Genomic DNA, 14,417 nt, shown 5'->3' with positions numbered 1-14,417 from the left:
ATTGGGCGGGCAGCCATGCCGCCCGTCCGATTGTCCCGTGATGACCTCAGGAGCCGTGGCCCATGCGGAAATCGCCTTCCATTCCCGCTTCGCGGTGGCCGGGCACATTGCAGGCAAAACCGATCTCGCCGCCTTCCGGGAAAGTCCAGATGACCTGCCCTGTCTCACCGGGTTCCAGCAGCGCGGCGTTGGCGTCGTCGTGCATCATTCCCGCTTCCAACATCCGGCTGTGGTCGAGGCGTTGGGCCGTCATCATGCCTTCGCGCATCATCGTTCGCATCTCGTCGCGGTGACCGTTCCAGGTCTCGCTCGTGCCGATGTTGAACTCGTGCACCATGCGGCCGACATTCACCACTTCGAAGCCGATCGTCTCGCCGGGTTGAACCTCGATGGTCTCCGGGCTGAATTCCATCTCATCCATTTCCACCGTGATGGTGCGGTCCACCTGCGCCGTGTCGCCCGGTTCGCCGATGCTGCTCTCGTGCCCGGGGCTGGCCATGGCGATGGCCGAGGTGAGTGCCGTCGCAAGGGCGGTGCCGGTCGGGAGTATCTTGATCATTACATAATCTCTCGTGTCTGGGTGTGTCGCAGGATAACTGATCGCGGTACTGCGCCGGTGCGCGGAGGCGGGAGTTCGACGACCGCATCTCTCCCACCCGCTGCGATGATCTCAAGACTCCCACGTTTTCCGACGAGAACATGGGTCCTGGAGACCGGTCCCCACAGGAGAATGGCGGCCGGAGAACAATCGAGGCCGGGATGGCAGGACCAGTCGAACCCACCGTCATGTTCTGCATCCTGAACAGACGCGCGGCTGCCCTCAGCCGCCGCGATGGTCTCCGAACGGGCGTCCAGCGGGGCAGCAAAGCCGGGAGCGAGCATGGTGAGCCCCGCCAGTCCTATCACCAGAACCGCGCAGACGTCGCCGAGCACCCCCATGAACGATGCCCCCCACATCAATCGATCCCGTTCTCGCGCTGCAATTCGCGGACATAGCGGGCAATGTATTGCACATCGGCGCGGGTCAGACCTTCGATCGGAGGCATGTTGCCGAAGTTCCAGTGATGCGCCCCAACACCGTATTGAACCGCGCGCTGGAAGGCTTCGTCTGAATGGTGGCTCGGTTCATAGATCCGATGCACGAGCGGTGGCGCGACGCCGTTTTGACCGGCGGCTTTCGTGCCGTGACAAGCGGCGCACACGGAGTTGAACGCGCGTTCGCCGATCTGTGCATCCGCCGAAAGGCTGTCGGGCAGGTTCACTTCCACGATGGGGGTTCCATCCGCGACCCGGGTCGCGTCCGGCGGCGCCATCGAGCGACCGGCGCCTTGCGCGGCCGGTTGTGTCGCCTGCCAGATAACGACCCCCAGTCCCGCGAGAAAAACGCTACCGACAAGCCAACCGAGTTTGTCCATGTTCGCTGCTTTCCAATCTGATGGTCGCGCGCAGGCACACCGTCGATCGCGCGGCTTGCTTATCGACCATCCAGCCTTGATGCCTTCTCCGCACGGGCGATCCTACGGGGAGTGTTGTATCGGATAGTGCAGACCTATCAATCTGATAAGCCCGTGTTTTTTGTATCCAAATGTATCCTGGAGCCTGCGGCGGCGCGGCTGGGCCACGCCCTGTCCGGAGCGTTTCCACGCAGCGGCATACCGTTCAACGCGGTCTGCCGTGCTGCCGCTCCGGAAGGAAACGCCATGACCGATCCGCTGCAATGCCCGCCACCGAGTGCGTGGCGACCAGCTGGTGCCATGGCTTGGAACGCGCAGGGCCCATGGCCCCTCAAACGGGAGGGGCCGAGGGCGCAAGCGTCACTTTTCGAGCGCCTTGCGCCGGCGCTCGAACTCGTCCTCGTCGATCTCGCCCGAGGCGAAGCGCTCGCGCAGGATATCGAGGGCGTCGCGCCGGCTGTTGCTCGCTCCGCGATTGTCGGAAAGCCATTTCACCCCGAAGGCGATCAGCGCGATGACGAGGCCCCAGAACAGGATCATCATCAACCCGCCGAACATACCGAAACCGCCACCCCACATCATGTGATCATATCCTCCTTGCGAATTTTCCCTGGGGTCCGCTGCGGCCAGTGTCGGCGCCGCGAGGACCAGAAGTGTCGTGAGAGCTGTTCGTCTCATTCTGTTCATCCTTCTGCTGTGTTTCGTCTTTGACCGTGAGGTCGTCCGCAAGCGGGATGGAGATCGCCGCCGTCAGTCCGCCTTCGGGCCGGTTCTCGAGCTGGATATCACCACCGTGCGCGCGCACGATCGCCCGCGCGATGGCAAGACCCAGCCCGTGCCCCCCGGTTTCGAGCGACCGGGACGCTTCGAGCCGGTAGAACGGCGCGAAGACTTCTTCGAGCTTCTCATCCGGGATACCGGGGCCGTTGTCGCTCACCTCGATCACCAGATCATCGCCCACACGCCGCCAGCCGACCTTTGCACCGCCGCCGTAGCGGATCGCGTTTTCCGCGATGTTGCGTATCGCCCGGCGCAACGAGAGGGGACGTATCCGCACCTGCAGCGGCGGGCCCCCGGCCAAGTCGAAAGGGGTGACCATGTCGTGCGCCAGCGCCTCAAGCCAGTCGGCAAGCTCTACGGTCTCGGAGGGCTCATGCCCCGCAAGCCCCTCGGCAAAGGTCAGAGTCGCCTCGGTCATCATCTGCATCTCGTCGATGGACGCGATCAGGCTTTCCCGGGTCTCATGGTCTTCCACCAGCTCGGCATCGAACCGCATTGCCGTGAGGGGCGAGCGAAGGTCATGGCTGACCGCGGCAAGAATCCGGGTGCGGTCCGCGACAAAGCGCGTCAACCGCTCCTGCATCCTGTTGAACGCCCGGGTGAGATCGCGCACCTCGTTCGGTCCCGCGAAAGGCAGCGCGTCCACCGCGTCACCGCGCCCCAGCCTCTCGGCGGCTCCGGAAAGATGCCGCAGCGGGCCGGTCAGGCGGGTGATGACGAACCAGAACACCGCGATCAGGATCAGGGCGGCCGTCAGCCCGAACGTCAGGAAAGAAGAAAGGGGCCATTGCAGGGGCGGGCGTTCGAAGCGCGTGGCCACGTTCAGCCACTGGCCGCCGGCCAGCGCGATGGAGAGGGTCATTTCCACCGCCTGCATCTGGCCGCGCATCATCTCCTGGTGAAGCTCGGCCATTTGCGACGTCAGGTTCGGAATGGGGTGGAGCGGGACAGCCGTTTCCCTGAGGTTGACCCGAACGTCGCGGCTCATGCCCTCGTCCAACAACGCCCGAACGCGCGTCTCGATGTAGTCCGCGTGGTGATGGTCGGGCACCGTCACGCTCGGGTCGGGTGCAAGGTCAAAGCGCACCAGAGGCGAGTTTGCGGCGCGCACGATCGAACCCGCAAGATCGGGTGGCGCTTCCTCCAGCAGGCGCACGACATTGGCGGCACGCCCGGCTGCCTCGAACCCCAATGCGGCGCGAACGGCCAGACTGCGCTCATCGACAAAGAGCCACAGGCTCACGGCCTGCGCGATCACCAAGGCCCCCAGGATGAGAACAACGAGCTGCGTCCGCAGGCTTCCCAACCACCGCCGGGTCACGCGATGACCTCCACGTCAGCGTTCAGACTGTAGCCACGGTTTCGAACGGTGCTGATGAGCGAAGGCCGCAAGGGGTCGGCTTCGATCTTGCGACGCAGCCGGCTGATCTGGTTGTCGATCGTGCGGTCGAGCGGTCCTGCCGAGCGTCCCGCCGTGAGATCGAGCAGCTGCTCGCGGCTCAAAACTGTCCGCGGGCGGGCGAGCATGACGGTCAGAAGCCGGAAATCCGCGCTGGTCAGCTGCACGCGATTGCCATCTGCGTCGCTGACCACATGGGTATCGGTGTCCAGCGTGAGGCCAGCGAAACGAAGGTTTCGCCCCGAAAGTTCCCCGGCCTCGCTCTGTTCGCTGGATGTCCGCCTGAGCACGGCCTTGATCCGCGCCAGAAGCTCGCGCGGGTTGAAAGGTTTGGGCAGGTAATCGTCCGCCCCGATCTCGAGCCCCACGATCCGATCCGTCTCCTGCCCGAGCGCCGTCAGCATGATGATGGGCAGCCGCTTCTCGGCCGAGATCCGCCGGCAGACCGAAAGCCCATCCTCGCCCGGCATCATGACGTCGAGCACCATCAGATCATATTGCCCATTCGCAAGTTTGGCATCCATCTCCTGGGCGTCCTTGGCCGCCGTCGCCCGCATGCCGCTGCGCTCCAGAAAACGCGTGACCGAGACCCGGATTTGCCGGTGGTCATCGACGACGAGAATATGCGGCATGGTGGTCATCCCTCGTGTTTAGCCAATGTGCCGCAACACGGTAAGCATCGCGCATGTAATCCTTTGTATCAAAGGCCTGCCCTGCAACGAACAGATACAAGTCGGGAAGAGACGCGCCTGTCGCGAGCCCCTCTGATGCCGCATGTCGACCAGACAACTCATTTGGAAGGAGACGGCGCGGTGAGCATGGGCGAGATCGTCGAGCCGGCGGACATGAGAAGGCGGATGCAATCTAATCGCCAAACCTGGCTCACTTGTGCCGTCGAAGACACCCAGCGCAGCCAGGGTGTCACGCTGGCTGAGAGAGGCGTATTGCCATCAGGCGGGCGGAAAGCACCGCGCTCGGATACGGCGCATTTCGTTGAAGCTTTACGTCCGTATTGGCGCCATCGGAGTTCACATGCTGACGATCGGCAACGGCGTGAGCGGGGCGTTACCCGCGCGGCTGTGCCATGACCGGGCTTGACCCGAGCGCCGGATCGGCCGACCTTGGCGCCAATAGGCCCGCCCCTTCCAGAATGTCGGGTGAAAGGACATCACGATGCGCGCCAAGGCCCTGCTTCTCTTCGCCGCTGCCGTTGCGTTTGTGCTCGGACCGTTCCTGGTGCCGGGCTTCGGTGGTTTCGATCCGCAGCTCTACCCCAATCCGCAGGTCGATCCCCCGGTTCAGCCGGCGGGCTACGCATTCGCGATCTGGGGTCCGATCTACCTGTGGCTCCTGGCGGCGACCGGGTTCGGGCTGTTGCGACGCCACGACAACCGGGATTGGGACAGGCACCGCGGGCCACTCCTGATCTCGCTGGTGATCGGGTCGATCTGGCTTCCCGTGGCGATGGTGTCGCCGATTTGGGCGACGATCCTGATCTTCGCCATGCTGGTCTCGGCGGCCATCGCCCTTGTCCGTGCACCCTTGGCGGACCGGTGGCTCGGGAAGGCCCCGATCGCCTTCTATGCGGGCTGGCTGACCGCGGCGAGCTTCGCCTCGCTCGGCCTTACCGGTGCCGGGTTCGAAATCGCGTTCGGCGAGGTGACCTGGGCACAGATCTGCATCGTCCTCGCCTTCGCGACCTCGCTGGGCATTCACTGGATGCGGCGGGACGAGCCGATCTATTTCCTGTCGGTGATCTGGGCGCTGATCGCGATCGCGGTGAAGAACGGTGCGGCGGTGCCGAGCGTCACGTGGTTGGCAGCAGGTGGAGCCGCCGTGCTGGCGATCGTGATGATCGTCGAGTTCATTCGCTTTCGTCCGGGCTGGGTGCAGTCGTCTTGAGTGTTCGCGCACCCTTGCCACCTGCTCGCAGCATGTGCGGAAGTTCGGTCGCGCCGCACCGATCGCCAGGCGCCGCGATGGCCAGGCCGTGACCTGACGGCTAACCGACGCAAAGGCGCTCGTGCCGGTGGACCTTCTCCCCTTGGAGGCCGCATCGAATTGCTCGACCTGCGCCAAGCGGCGCAAACACCGATCAGGCTCCGATCGCAGCTGGATGCAAGTTCAGTGGCAGGTCATCTGCATCACCTGCCCCCTCAGTTGGAGAACAGGCTGACTTCAAATCAAGGCCTTTTCCTGCAACCAGTTCAGTTGCGCGCCAAGACGCTGCGCGGCGATCATCGTTGCGCCTCGAACACATAGCGGGCGGCGCCCTCGCCGAAGGTCAGCGTCCGGGCCTCCGGGTCAAAGACGAGCGGCGAGGTGAAAAATGGTCCCGACCAGATGATCCACCGGGCGGGTCCAACCGGGTCAACCCGCACCTCGCTCGCCATCTCACCGATATCGAAGATCAGGCGGTCGCCCTCGCTGCGAAGCTCCACCTCGCCCAGCACGTCCGAGTGGTAGCGGCCGGTGGCGGACTGCACGGTCGCGGCGTCGACCGGGGTGGCTGCCGCCAGTTCCTCCCCCCGGCGCTCGGCCTCGGTGCGCGCGAGCAGGGCGCCGGCATGGTGCGCCTCGGGCAAATCGAACAGGCGTTCCAGGAAGCGGTGGCGCACGGCCTTGGCGAAGTCGTTCGCGCGGCCGGCATTGGTGAGGATCACGATGCCCGCATCCGCCTCTGGCAGGTAGGCGAGGTCGCTGGTGAAGCCGATGGTATTCCCGCCGTGGTGTATCAGCCGCTGGCCGCGCCAATCCTCGACGAACCAGCCGAGCCCGTAGGACATGGTCGCGCTGACCGGAACTTGCGGCGTGGTCAGGGTGGCGAAGGACGCGGGCGACACGATGCCGTCTGTTCCGGTTCCCGCCGCGAGCAACGCCTGAAGATAGCGCGCCATATCCGCGCCGGTGGACCAGTGGGCGCCGGCGGGAGCGACGGGCAACAGCATCTGTTCGGCCTCAACCGGGAGCATGCGCCGCTCACCCGTGCCATGCGGGGCGTGCGGCGCGGCAAAGTTGCCATCCGCCAGAACCTGCGCAAAATCGAGGGTTGAACGCGTCATGTCGAGAGGGGCCCACAGGCGTTCCTCCAACACCTCGGCATAGCCTGCGTCAAGCACGCCCCAATCGGCGCCCGCCGCGGCTGCCGCCGCCCAGCCGCCGGTGGCGACGAGCTGGTTGGAATACTGGAACGCCTCGCCGAAGCCGGTGAAGAACTCGAACCCGGAGAGCGAGCCGATCACCGCCTCGGCATCGAGGTCGGCCGCGTTGAACAGGAATTCCATGTCGCGCCGGGGAACGCCCGAGCAGCCACAAACCAGGTTGCGCACCGTGATCGTCTCGGACAGGGCCGGGTCCGCCACCGCGAATTCGGGCAGAAGCTCGCGCACCGGCTGATCCCAGTCGAGGCGCCCGTCCTCGACCAGCCGCGCCATCATGAGCGTTGTCATCGTCTTGCCGACCGAGCCGATCATCAGGCGCGTGTCGGGCGTGACGGGTTCGATCCCGCCCTTTGCCCGGACCCCGAAGCCCTGCACCATCGTCACGTCGCCGCCCTGCACCACGGCCACGACCGCGCCGGGTACGTCGAAACCGGCAAGGTTGTCCGCAACATAAGCCTCCAGCGCGGCGAAGTCGGCGGCGTCGAGCGGATCGGGCGTGATCCCGGCCAGATCGGTCGAGTCGTCATCGGCTGGGCGAAAGCCGGTGGCGGCGATGTTGATCTGTGCGCCGCGCCGGTCGAGCGCGGCCAGCGCGCCGCGGATCAGGGTGACATGCAGGCGGCCGTCGCGCGTCTCGACGATGGCTTTGCGGACGGTTTCGCCGTCGGGCGGGTAGCTGAAGGCGGTTGCCGCATCGAACCCCGGGCGGGCCGGCGCCGCGCTCACGGCCTGCGGCGCGGGTGCGGCCTCACCGACCGCGCCCCAGGCTTGCGAGACAGCCTCCGCTGCGTCTGTCTCTTGAGAGATACCGAACCAGAGGGCGAAATCCCCCTCGGGGCTGGTCAGGGCCACGAGCGGGTCTGACTCGTCCAGAAGCCACCCCTCGGGAAGGACGAGCGAGAAGCGACCCTGCGGATCGGTCCAGGTCGACATGGCAGGCTCCTGCGCAGACAGCATCGCGGTCTGACCCAGTAGAACGGCTGCGAACACGGTCGCGGAAAGCAGAAATCGTCTCATGATCGGGAAATCCTTCATCTGGCAGTTGTCTGTCAGCGCCACGCCGCAAAGGCGATCTGCGTCGGCGGGCATCAGCGACCACGCCAGATCCTGTGAAATCCCGGTATCTGCGAGCGGTCGGTCATCGAGTCACTCGATGGCTACCTTCTTTCGGTGCACGATGGGCCAAGCCGTGAACTTTCGCATGAAGCGCAAGGACCAGCGCGACTACAGTGTTAGACGGTCTGACCTCAGATGACCAGACCCACCCCTTGATCGTTGAGGCCGACCGCCGGGATTGACTGGCACGCTTCGAACCACTGACTGCGCCTCTGGCGAGAAACGCACCTGTTTGCCAGGAAGCTTCTCGACGGCCGCTCCGGCCCACCAACGCGATCGCGCGCCCAACGGAGTCCGGCGCGAGATGCCGCGGCAAGGCATGGCCGCTTCCAGCCCGAAAACCCCTCTTCCGCGGTCTGCTTCGGCAGTCGCTCAAGTCGCGCTGCGGCGGTGCGGTGCGGTTTGCCTCTCGGCGCAGGGGTTGGCTCCACGTAACCATGAGAGGAGATCTTTGCGCACATGCGGAAGTTGCGTTTGGGATGTTCGGTGGCTACCGTCTGATTGCTCCAACCAGGGAAAGAAGGCATGGCGTTCGAGGCCCTCAAGCAACGGCAACGCAGTATTCGTGACGGGTTCACCCCGGAGTTCGGTCTGAAGATCCACCGCGCGATCAGCTGGGTGCGGCGCGCAGAGCAAGAGCCGGAAGACCCGGATGCCGCCTTCGTCTTCTGGTGGATCGCCTTCAATGCGGCCTATGCGGATGAGCAATCCGTGGGGGAAGCGCGGGCAGCGTTTCAGGATTTCTTCGCGAAGCTGCACGCCCTGGACTTGGAAGGGCGGCTCTACGACGCGGTTTGGGCAACCTTTCCCGGGCCGATCCGTGTGTTCCTGGAAAACCCCTATGTGTATGGCCCGTTCTGGAAGCATCACAATGGTGAGGCGGAGTACGGCGATTGGCAGGATCGTTTCGCACGGGCGAAACGGGCGTTTTCCATGGCCCTCGCCGGCAAGGATACCGCCCGGATCCTGTCGATGCTGTTCGACCGGCTCTACGTCTTGCGCAACCAGATCCTGCACGGCGGCGCGACCTGGGACTCACGCGTGAACCGCGATCAATTGCGCGACGCAAGCGCGATCCTCGGCACCATCGTCCCGATCATGATCGACCTGATGATGGACAATCCCCACGCGGACTGGGGCCGGCCCCATTATCCAGTGGTCGAGGCCTGACGCATGGCATTTTCCGAGCCGTTCGACCTCTTGAGGCTTGCCGAAGTCGCGGCCGCGCGCCACATGGGTGTGAGCCTCGAACAGAACGCCGGGGTGTTCGGCGCAAGCCGCCGCGCCGCGCAACGCTCGGCGAGTGCTCTCACCCATGACGGGCGCTGGCGTGTTCGCGAGGCGCCCCTGTCCCGGCTCGCGCCTTCGGGCGAGGAGGTGCTCGACGGCACGTTGGTGGAAGCCCGGAGGTGCGGTTCAAGGCGTCGGGGTGGCACGAAATCGCTCGGCAACCTTCCAAATGGCGCGATGCGGACAATGTCGTGGCGCCCGGGGATTTGCGGGTGTTGGTCGCGGGCCACCACAGTTCGCCATACGCGGAGATGACAAGTGACGACTTTTCGGTTCATCCATTCTTCGGATCTTCACCTGGGCAAGCGTTTTGCGCGCTATCCTGCCGAGATCACCGGACGGCTTGCCGAGGCGCGCCACGCGGCCCTTGGCAATCTCGCCGAGGCGGCGCGCGGGGCCGGCGCGAAGCATGTGCTCGTCGCGGGCGACGTCTTTGACACCGAAACACCGAGCCCCGGTGTGCTGAGCCAGGCCCTCGCGGCCATGGCCGACGACAGCGGTATCGACTGGTGGTTGATCCCGGGCAACCACGACAGCCTTGCCGCCGAAGCGCTCTGGGATAGGATCTTTGCCGGTGCCCCGCCCAACGTCCATGTTCTGTCGTCTAATGAACCCGTCGAGGTCGCCTCGGGCGTCTGGCTTCTTCCCGCTCCCCTGCCCCGCCGAAGACCCGGCATCGACCTGACCGAGGCGATGGACAACGCCTCCACGCCCCAGGGGGCGCTGCGGATCGGCCTTGCGCACGGCCCGGTCACGCAATTTTCCGAAGAGGGTGAGGGAGGCGACATGGTGATCGCACCCGACCGCGCGGTGCGGGCGGGGCTCGACTACCTCGGGCTTGGCGATTGGCATGGACAGATGCGGATCGGCGAGCGGACATGGTATTCCGGCACGCCGGAATTCACCGATTTCCGCCACTCGGGCCGCGGCGCCTGCCTCTCGGTCTCCCTGGCTCCGGGGCAGCCTCCGGAGGTCGCGCCGGTCGAGATCGGGCAGTTCGCCTGGCGGGCCACCGAACTCGCCCTGCTGCCCGGCGAAGGCCCGGCGGGCGCGCTTGAAGCCCTCTTGCCCGTGCCACGCAGCGCGCGGCGGAATCACCTGATGAAGATCGTCGCGACCGGCCGGGCGAGTCTCGCCGAACAGGCCGCGCTCACCGCGGCGGTTCGACTGGCGGAGCCCGAGTTCGGGCATTTCGAGCTGGTCACGGATCAACTCGCCACCGAGTTCGACCTCGCGGATCTCGACGCCATCGACCGGGCAGGTGCCCTGCGTGTCGCCGCCGAACGGCTGGCCGCACATGCCGCAGACGAGACGCAATCGGCAAAGGTCCGCAAGACCGCCGAGGCGGCGCTGAACCGGCTCTACAGCTACCTTCAGGAGGAGGGCGCGGAATGAAGATCCTTTCGATCACCCTCTCCGATGTTCGCCGCTTTACGTCACCCATCCGCGTTGATGGGCTCGACAGCGGCGTGAACGTGTTGACCGCGCCGAACGAAAGCGGAAAGTCCACGCTTTTCGATGCGCTGCAGGCATTGTTTTTCCTGCCGCACCGCTCGCGGGCCAAGGAGGTCAAATCGCTCCAGCCCCATGCCGGCGGCCGCCCGACCGTATCGGTAGAGATCGAATTGCCGGCTGGTCGCTACCGGATCACCAAGCGCTGGCTCTCCGGGGCCATGGCCGAGGTTCACCAGGACAGCCGCCTCGTCGCCAAGGACGACGCCGCCGAGGAATGGATCGAGACCCAAATCAGATCGGACGCGGCCGGCGGGCCGGCGGGGCTTCTTTGGGTGCGCCAGGGGGTGACCGCGCTCGACGGCGATACCGGCCGCGCGGCCGACGACGCCCGCAGTATCCGGCGCGACCTGCTTTCCTCGGTGGCGGGGGAGGTTGAGGCGATGACCGGGGGGCGGCGGATGGATCGCGCGCTTGCGCGTTGCACGGCCGAGTTGAACGAACTGCTCACCGCCACCGGCAGGCCAAGGGCCGGTGGCCCTCTCAAGGCCGCCGAAGACGAGGCGGCGGACCTGGAAACCCGCGAGTCCCAACTCGAGGCCCTCTCGCGCGAGCTGTCGAGCGCGATCGAAGAGCGGCGCGAACTCCGCCGCGAAGCGCAGGATCTGCGGGACCCGGAACAGGCCGCGGCGGCCGAGGCCGCGCTTGATGCGGCACGCGCGGCGCTTGAGAATGCACGGCGCCATGCCGAGAAGGTTGCGCAGGCGGGCGAGAAGGTTGACGCAGCCGAGAAGGCACTTGCCGTCGCGACGGAGCGGCGCAGCGCCTTCGCCAAAATGGTGCGCGCCCGCGACCAGGCCGTGAGTCAGGCGCAGACCGGGAAGGACGCCGAAGACCAGGCCGCAGCGCACCTGGCAGCTCGGGAAACCACGCTTGCGGAGGCCGAAGACATCCTGAAAGCCGCCCGCGCAGATCTTGCGGGCGCGGAACGGCAGCATTCGGCGGTGATCGCCGCCGAGACCGCGGAGCGCGAGCGCAAACAGCGCGACGACCTCGACAAGAAGCTTGCCGCGGCGCGGGAACTTTCCCGAACCATCGCGCGCGCTGGCAAGGAGGCGCGCACGGGACCGGACGCCAAGGCCATCGGAAAGCTGGACCAGGCGCTGCAGTCGCTGCGCGTTCAGGAGGCGCTGCGCGAGCAGGCGGCGCTCCGCGTCACCATGCACTATGACCAACCGGGGGCGCCGCGTGTCCGCCTTGAAGACGGCGCGGTGCTTGAAAACGAGAGGCCGCACCCGCTGCCTGCCGGCGGCGATCTCGTCTTCGACGGCATCGGTCGGCTCTGCATCGAGCCCGGCACCGTCGACGGCCAGGAACGCGACTACGAACGGGCGCTCGAGGGGTTCGAACGCGCGCTGGCCGCAACCGGCGCCGAAACACCGGAGGAGGCAAGGCGCCTCGCCGCCACACGGCTTGAAGCCGAGACCACCCTGCGCGAAGCGCAGGCAACGCTGGCCGGGGTCGCGCCTGACGGTATCGCCGCGCTTGAAGCGGCGCGTGCAGCGCTTGGCGATGCCGGCGAGGATGTTCCGGATCCGTCGGCCGAATTGCCGGACCGCGCGACCGCGGAGCGCGCCGTGGAGCAGGCACGCGGCGCAGTGGAAACTGCCACCGAGAAGCTCGAAGGGGCTTCTCGGGTCGTGAACGAGGCGAAGGTTGCCTTCGCAACGGCCACGGCCGATCGAAAAGCCGCCGACACCCGGCGCGCGGAAGCCGAGGCCGCGCTCGACGGGGTCGATCTCGCTGCCGAGCAAACCGAGCGCACCGACGCGGTGACGAGGGCCGACGCGGCCCTTGCCGAAGCCCATGCGGAAGCCAAGCGCCTCGCGGAAGCTGCCCCCGATCTCGAGGTCGCCGAGGCGGCGTTCAAGCGCGCGCAATCGGCGCTGACCGCAACCGAAGACCGCCTTCAGAAACTCGACCGGCGCCTCGCCGAACTGGATACGCTGATCCGTCTGCGCGCTGCCGAGGGGGTGGATGAAGACCTCGGCGAGGTCCGCGACCGACTGGCGGAGGCCCGCGGCCGGCTCGAGCGCTACAGCTTCGAGCGCGACGTGCTTTCGCTGCTGCAGGCCGAACTCGATGCCGCCCGCATCTCGGCGCGCGAACATTACTTCGAACCCGTCAGCCGGGAACTGCGCCCCCTCCTGCACGTGCTCTGGCCAGACGCGGAACTCGCCTTCGACGACGAGACGATCCTGCCAACCGCGCTCACCCGCAATGGCCAGGAGGAAAGCCTTGATGTCCTCTCCGGCGGCACCCGCGAGCAAATTGCCCTGCTGGTGCGCCTCGCCTTCGCGCGGCTGCTGGCCAAATCCGGCCGCCCCGCGCCGGTGATCCTGGACGATGCTCTGGTTTTCACCGACGACGACCGGATCGAACGCATGTTCGACACCCTGCACCGGCAGGCCGGCGACATGCAGCTTATCATCTTCTCCTGCCGTCAGCGTGCCTTCCGCGCACTCGGCGGCAAGGTGCTCGGCTTCGAGCCGGCCAAACTTCCGGCGGAGGCGAGCGCCTGATCCGAATGGGTAACGCCGGTCGCCGACCTTGAGGCAGGATGATTGGCCGTTGACGTGCCCCCTGCCCCAACTTCACCACGCACGATGAACCGGCCAAAAGCGCAGCAAGACCGAACCGGGCGTCCGCATCGCGCCACTGGCGGAGAACGGCGCGCCGCCACCAAGCACTCTACGTCGGCATGAACCGTGGCCGGATGCCGCGCAGTTCTTCGCGGTTATGGGCCTGCCACGGGCGCACCGGGCTTCTGGCGCCAACCTCTCGTATGAGCGAAGACCCGGCGTTTTTCTCTCACGATCAAGCGGATCGGGGCAACGCACCGGTTCGTGCGTGCCGGCACCAGGTCACTCGCGATTTGTCCCCGGTCGGTCAGGACGATCGGCCGGAAGAGCGCCGGCGGGATTGCCCGTTTCCCTCGGGAATCGCCGAGCGCCACGACGTCGTGCTCTTGCACCGCGGGCATATGCGCTCGCCGAACCCTTCGCTGCGAAACACCGTCCTGCAACGCAGGCAACTGCGTTCTGCCGCAACATCGCCTTGCGCCTTTACGACCGTCTGAAACGTCTCCGCGCTATCTGTCATCATTTTCACTCCTTGGGTTTGGTCGGGCGGGCCGGGCCTTCGGGGGCTCGCTTTCCCGCATCGCTCATTCGCCGATCTCCGGGCGCGAAACCGGCGGGGCGGGTGTTCGCGCAGGGGCTCGACCGCCGGACGTCGTTTCCCCTTGCCCGGTCGTCCTGTCGTCAACGCCGGTCTGCTTGCCGGTCCGGCCCACGTAGAGCTCGCGGATCTCGGCCTCGTCGACGCCATCGGCGCGCATGAAGAGGCGGATCATCGGATCGGCCAGCATCTCCTCGAGGAAGAAATCCGTGAGCGTCTTTCCAGTCAGCTTGTCTCTGGCAACCGCCTGTTCCAGATCGGCGAGGGGAACGGTCAGTGTCCGGGCCAGGCCGGGGTGCGAAGCCCTTGGGTGAAGGCGCACGCGAACCGACGAGGTCCAGTCGCCCGGCTCGATCCGGTCGGGGAGCTCCAGAAGGTCGGTCTCGATCTCGTACTCCCCGGCGGGGAGCGTCTCGTCGAAGCCTGCGAGTTCGAAAGACTGGGCAAAGATGGCCCTTGTCTTGATTGTGGATGTCAATTCGTGATCCCCCCGGGGCAAGAGCGAGCCGCCCGATACGCGGAGCG

11 protein-coding genes are annotated in these 14,417 nt (G+C 66.2%); 4 read left to right on the top strand and 7 right to left on the bottom strand.

Annotated elements, in window-relative coordinates; translation table 11 throughout:
- Window positions 1-46 precede the first annotated feature (46 nt).
- From IEW01_RS05695 to IEW01_RS05675, 5 genes are all read right to left on the bottom strand, one after another.
- Entirely contained in the window at window positions 47-559 is a 513-nt protein-coding gene (locus IEW01_RS05695; protein WP_188526605.1) for a cupredoxin domain-containing protein, read from the bottom strand.
- A 397-nt stretch (window positions 560-956) separates the two neighbouring features.
- Window positions 957-1,415 carry a c-type cytochrome gene (locus tag IEW01_RS05690; protein ID WP_188526604.1) on the bottom strand — a complete coding sequence of 153 codons (459 nt, stop codon included), beginning with the start codon at window positions 1,413-1,415 and terminating at the stop codon, window positions 957-959.
- 399 nt (window positions 1,416-1,814) lie between these two features.
- Window positions 1,815-2,036: an SHOCT domain-containing protein gene (locus IEW01_RS05685; RefSeq protein ID WP_229738087.1), complete on the bottom strand. Its 222-nt coding sequence runs from the start codon at window positions 2,034-2,036 to the stop codon at window positions 1,815-1,817.
- A 4-nt stretch (window positions 2,037-2,040) separates the two neighbouring features.
- A complete protein-coding gene (locus IEW01_RS05680) occupies window positions 2,041-3,555 on the bottom strand; it encodes an ATP-binding protein (protein ID WP_188526603.1) in 1,515 nt (504 codons plus the stop codon).
- The gene (locus IEW01_RS05675) at window positions 3,552-4,274 is read right to left on the bottom strand and encodes a response regulator (protein WP_188526602.1); all 723 of its coding nucleotides are present in this window, start codon (window positions 4,272-4,274) and stop codon (window positions 3,552-3,554) included. The genes IEW01_RS05680 and IEW01_RS05675 overlap by 4 nt, the downstream gene beginning before the upstream one ends.
- 532 nt (window positions 4,275-4,806) lie before the next feature.
- Between IEW01_RS05675 and IEW01_RS05670 the strand changes: the two genes are divergently transcribed.
- Window positions 4,807-5,535, top strand: a complete 729-nt coding sequence (locus IEW01_RS05670; protein ID WP_188526601.1) for a TspO-related membrane protein — start codon at window positions 4,807-4,809, stop codon at window positions 5,533-5,535.
- A 335-nt stretch (window positions 5,536-5,870) separates the two neighbouring features.
- On the opposite strand, the gene IEW01_RS05665 is transcribed toward IEW01_RS05670, so the two are convergent.
- Entirely contained in the window at window positions 5,871-7,727 is a 1,857-nt protein-coding gene (locus tag IEW01_RS05665; protein WP_188526600.1) for a serine hydrolase domain-containing protein, read from the bottom strand.
- A gap of 708 nt (window positions 7,728-8,435) precedes the next feature.
- On the opposite strand from IEW01_RS05665, the gene IEW01_RS05660 reads away from it, so the two are divergent.
- From IEW01_RS05660 to IEW01_RS05650, 3 genes are all read left to right on the top strand, one after another.
- Complete coding sequence (locus tag IEW01_RS05660) at window positions 8,436-9,080, top strand: HEPN domain-containing protein (protein WP_188526599.1); 645 nt, start codon at window positions 8,436-8,438, stop codon at window positions 9,078-9,080.
- A gap of 378 nt (window positions 9,081-9,458) precedes the next feature.
- Window positions 9,459-10,595: a metallophosphoesterase family protein gene (locus IEW01_RS05655; protein ID WP_188526598.1), complete on the top strand. Its 1,137-nt coding sequence runs from the start codon at window positions 9,459-9,461 to the stop codon at window positions 10,593-10,595.
- Window positions 10,592-13,234: an AAA family ATPase gene (locus IEW01_RS05650; protein WP_188526597.1), complete on the top strand. Its 2,643-nt coding sequence runs from the start codon at window positions 10,592-10,594 to the stop codon at window positions 13,232-13,234. Before IEW01_RS05655 ends, IEW01_RS05650 begins: the two co-directional genes overlap by 4 nt.
- Window positions 13,235-13,878: 644 nt before the next feature.
- On the opposite strand, the gene IEW01_RS05645 is transcribed toward IEW01_RS05650, so the two are convergent.
- Window positions 13,879-14,370: a hypothetical protein gene (locus IEW01_RS05645; RefSeq protein ID WP_188526596.1), complete on the bottom strand. Its 492-nt coding sequence runs from the start codon at window positions 14,368-14,370 to the stop codon at window positions 13,879-13,881.
- Window positions 14,371-14,417 lie beyond the last annotated feature (47 nt).

The organism is Sinisalibacter lacisalsi (genome assembly GCF_014640115.1).
In the GTDB taxonomy this organism is placed as follows: Bacteria; Pseudomonadota; Alphaproteobacteria; order Rhodobacterales; family Rhodobacteraceae; genus Sinisalibacter; species Sinisalibacter lacisalsi.
This window is presented reverse-complemented; position numbering and strand designations above follow the sequence as displayed.

Excerpts from the sequence above, each read along its gene's own strand:
- IEW01_RS05695 (WP_188526605.1), bottom strand. The coding sequence starts at position 559 with ATGATCAAGATACTCCCGACCGGCACCGCCCTTGCGACGGCACTCACC.
- IEW01_RS05670 (WP_188526601.1), top strand. The coding sequence starts at position 4,807 with ATGCGCGCCAAGGCCCTGCTTCTCTTCGCCGCTGCCGTTGCGTTTGTG.
- IEW01_RS05690 (WP_188526604.1), bottom strand. The coding sequence starts at position 1,415 with ATGGACAAACTCGGTTGGCTTGTCGGTAGCGTTTTTCTCGCGGGACTG.
- IEW01_RS05665 (WP_188526600.1), bottom strand. The coding sequence starts at position 7,727 with ATGTCGACCTGGACCGATCCGCAGGGTCGCTTCTCGCTCGTCCTTCCC.
- IEW01_RS05675 (WP_188526602.1), bottom strand. The coding sequence starts at position 4,274 with ATGACCACCATGCCGCATATTCTCGTCGTCGATGACCACCGGCAAATC.
- IEW01_RS05685 (WP_229738087.1), bottom strand. The coding sequence starts at position 2,036 with ATGATGTGGGGTGGCGGTTTCGGTATGTTCGGCGGGTTGATGATGATC.
- IEW01_RS05650 (WP_188526597.1), top strand. The coding sequence starts at position 10,592 with ATGAAGATCCTTTCGATCACCCTCTCCGATGTTCGCCGCTTTACGTCA.
- IEW01_RS05660 (WP_188526599.1), top strand. The coding sequence starts at position 8,436 with ATGGCGTTCGAGGCCCTCAAGCAACGGCAACGCAGTATTCGTGACGGG.